Origin of the sequence: Nostoc cf. edaphicum LEGE 07299 (assembly GCF_015207245.1) — a bacterium.
Lineage (GTDB): Bacteria > Cyanobacteriota > Cyanobacteriia > Cyanobacteriales > Nostocaceae > Nostoc > Nostoc edaphicum_B.
This window is the reverse complement of record NZ_JADEXF010000561.1, coordinates 1-3931: the sequence shown is the minus strand read 5'-3', so window position 1 is coordinate 3931 and position 3931 is coordinate 1. Positions and strand designations below refer to the sequence as shown.

The following is a 3931-nucleotide window of genomic DNA, read 5'->3' as shown; positions in this document are numbered from 1 at the left end:
GCAATAAAATGATTTAAGGATGTCAAATTAAAAGGCTAATAATAACTTGCTATTTTTGATTTTTTAGATTGTTCATACGAATAAGGCGGCTTATTCTGCTTCGCGTATCGATCGCACAACAGCCGTCCCCGCGCGATCGCTCATACGTTTTTGCAGGTCGTACCCAAGCAGCAATTCCCATGCATCATTGGGATATCGTTCTGCTAATGACAAAGCCACATCATCTAACATCCAACGGCCGTGGCGTTCATCTTCCCTGATGTGCAGTTCCCAATAACCCACCGCGACTTCTGAGAGTAAGAGTCGTTGCGCCGCCACCAGATAATTTTTGTAAATCGCAGGGCCAGCCACTTCAAAATAGGTCAACCCACCGCTGTAACGCAAGAAATAGCGTTTGCGCTCAGTCACCAGAAAGTTATAATTTGTCGAAGCCAACACTTCCCAAGGTACTAAATCGAAATATGCCTCTGGTTCAGTATTCATGCCAAATTCAGCCAGCATTTGGGCAAAAAATGTCGAGTGCTTGCGAGATAAACGACCATTGCCATATTCTTCTATTAGTACTCGCATCAGCGTACACTGCACTTCATTAGCAGCACCACCCAAAATGCGGGAAAGATGACTAGCTTCAACCAAGCCATCAAAGGAGCCGATCGCTAGCAAGTGACGATAACCAGCTTCAGTCATTTCCTCACGAATGTAGCGGCTACTCTCCGACAAAGGCGGATTTAAATCAGCAGATGCACGCTCAATTAAAGCTTGTTTTACATCCAATTCTTGCAATGCAGCCACATCGAATTCTGCTAATTCCCACTGTTGCCAAGCAGCTTCAATTTGGTCGCGGCATGAGCGCAAATACAGCGATCGCTCATTGTTATAATGCTGCAAATCGTCGTACCAAAACAGCTTTAGCCGATTAATTCGATAAAGTATCCGTTGGAGAAAACGGTGAGCTTGTTCATCAGAGCGATCGTTTCCATAAGCAGCCCCAATTGCCATAGAGAGCGCTTGTTCAAACTCACTGGCTATTGAAGGTTTTGCATCCAGTTGACGATCCAAATCCTCCATTGCTAGCAGTTCTATAAATTGCTCCTCAGCACGGTCGTATTTGGTAATTGTCCTTTCTTTAGTTTGCGTGCTATTTTTCGCAGCCTCAGTCTTAGGAAATATAACTAAATTGCTTTGCATGGAATCTTCGGTACTTTGGAAAAGTGAGAAATTACTTTCACCTCTAATATCTAGGTTTCCACACCAGTAGCTTTCTGTACCTCTTTCCCTGGTTATAAAGAAAAATTAAGTTTTAAACGAATGGGGCATTGGGCATTGGGCATGGGGATTAGGGGAGAGGTGATAGGTGATAGTGAATAATCTGTACCCTGTAACCTGTATCCTATTCTCTTCTTTAACTCCCCCTGCTCCCCTGCCATTACCTACGGCACTCCCTTCTGTTCCTCGATTGCCTTACTGGGTGGAATCTGCTCAAGCGGAATCAGTGCTTCGATCACCGACTTCACAATTGGCGCGGCGACAGTAGAACCATAAGCACTTTCTCCTTTTGGCTCATCCACCAGTGCAAACACTACATAGCGAGGAGATTCCACGGGTAAAATAGCCACGAAACTGGTCATTCTCGCCCCCTTGATGTATCCGCCATTGGGACTAGCTTTTTGGGCTGTACCAGTTTTGCCAGCAATGCGATATCCCGGAATTTGTGACGGCTTACCGCTGCCTTCAGTAACAACAGTTTCCATCATTTCCACAACCTTTTGAGTTGTTGCGGTTGAAAAAATTTGGCGGGGGATGGTGCGAGTGGGTGAATCATGCATCTGCCCTTTGCTATCAATCAACCCGCGAACTACATGGGGTGTAACTAACTTACCGCCATTAGCTAAAGCACCGTGCATTTGCACTAGCTGTAAGGGTGTCATAGAAAAGCCTTGTCCAAAGGAAGTAGTAGCTGCTTCAATTGGCGAAGCGATAAATTCTTCTTGACTTTTGAGCCTTCCGCCGACTTCAAAAGGTAAATCTGTATCAACTTTTTGTCCTAGCCCCAAGCGTTCTAGCCAGTTGTAGTAGATTGAAGGCTTTAAGCGTTGGATAATTTTCACCATGCCAATGTTGCTGGAATTTTGCAAAATCTGAGCAATGCTGATTTGCCCATAGCCATTATTCATGGCATTTTTGATGGTGTAATTAGCTACTCGAATATTACCAGAGTCATTAAATATATCATCTGCTTTGATGACGCCATTTTCCAGAGCGATCGCCACATTCAAAGGCTTAAAAGTCGATCCCGGTTCATAAAGATCCGCTACTGTCCAGTTTTTAAATAGTGAAATATCAGATTTAGCATATTCATTAGGATTATAAGTAGGCTGAGAAACGAGGGCGAGTAAGGAACCATCCAATGCATCCATGACAATTACTGCTCCACGTTTGGCGTCAAACTTCTCCATCTGTTGTTTGAGCGCAATCCGAGCAATTCGTTGCAGACGGCTATCGATAGTGAGTTGTAATCGTAAATCGTCAAAATGCAAAAAACCTTCGGGCGCCCGATCTGGCATCAAGACCCCATTACCCGACCGACTGAGGCGCACCGTTTGTACAGGACGTTCTAACAACTTCTCTTGAGAGTATTCCACACCAGCTTGACCACGACGATCAACATTTACATAGCCCACCACATCGGCAACCAAATCGTCTGGCGGGTAAAATCGGGAGTATTTTTGAGTCCACTCCAGACCATTTAAGCGCAAAGAGATGACGCGATCGATAATTTCTTCTGGTAAGGCTGGCGCAAGTATAATTCCGCTTCTTTTGCTTTGAAAAGTTTTCACCAATTCAGCAGTATCTTTTGCCAAAATTGGGGCAAGTCGCTCTGCCATATTTTCATTAGACTTATCAAACAGCTTGGGATGAGCGTACAAAGTATATACAGGACGGTCAATAGCCAACAGATCGCTATTGCGATCTACCACTGGGCGACGGGGCATAAAAGGTCGCACATTCACCATTTGCTGGTTGCGTGCGTACTCAGTTAACTTTGGTCCCTTGACAATTTGCAGATTATACAAGTTAATAGTCAACCCCAACCCTGATAACATTAATATGCCCCAGACGATGAACAGCCGGGACTTAGTGTTGGATGTTTGGTCTTGCATACTAGAGGCTAATTGTCCCAAAAACCCTGGTTTATCACCCTTGTGTCGCCCTGTAAATTTTGAATTCCGAAACTTTCTGAATTTTGTTTTGCTTGGTGACTTCTGCATTGGGTTTGTCCTTTGTCCTTTGTCTGTTGCCTTTTGTGATTAACCAGAAGTCTCAGTCCTAATGACTAATAACAAATGACAAATGACTCTTAGGGATTAGTATCCTAGTGGCGAGAGTGTTTGCGGTTGCGTTTCAGAATTTGGCGTTGTGTTAGGCGATACTGGCTTAGGACTCTGAGATGCTGGAGGCAAGAAAATCATCCCTTCAGGAGTTGGCGATACCAGCCCTGCTGTTGGTTGTTCTGCTTCATTAGCCATTTTATTTTTCAGCGTCGCGTTGGTTGTTGTTAGCAGCCGTTCATGACGTTGGAGGTTTTGCAGTCTGCGATATGACTGACCCCAAAGCTCCTGAGAATAGACTGTCCAAGCGTAAACAGCAAGTGTCGATGCTACTAACAAAAACGCCACAACTGACGAATAACGATGAAAGGTATACAAACGCAGCAACCACAAAGGTGTAATTCTAGAATTAGGCATTGTCGGAAGCCCAAGAAAACCTTCCCCCGGACTCTTTTGGTTCGCATTCAACTGCTCATTGAGATTTGGTAATTGTTGTCTACCCAACTGTTTCCCTGATTTGGCTATAACTGCCTCATTTGTGGGAGAAACCGCTAAATTTTTTGAGGAACGCTGTTGTTTTTGAGAAGATACTGCTGTAGAAG

General features: G+C 44.4%; 3 protein-coding genes. All 3 read right to left on the bottom strand.

Translation table 11 applies throughout. The annotated features are described in order from the left end of the window. Nucleotides 1–90: 90 nt before the first annotated feature. A complete protein-coding gene (locus IQ229_RS16835; RefSeq protein ID WP_194045625.1) occupies nucleotides 91–1188 on the bottom strand; it encodes an iron-containing redox enzyme family protein in 1098 nt (365 codons plus the stop codon). A 242-nt stretch (nucleotides 1189–1430) separates the two neighbouring features. Then, entirely contained in the window at nucleotides 1431–3269 is a 1839-nt protein-coding gene (locus IQ229_RS16830; protein ID WP_194045623.1) for a peptidoglycan D,D-transpeptidase FtsI family protein, read from the bottom strand. Between the two features lie 96 nt (nucleotides 3270–3365). Continuing rightward, the coding region (locus IQ229_RS16825; protein WP_194045621.1) for a hypothetical protein at nucleotides 3366–3931 on the bottom strand (566 nt) is incomplete at its 5' end.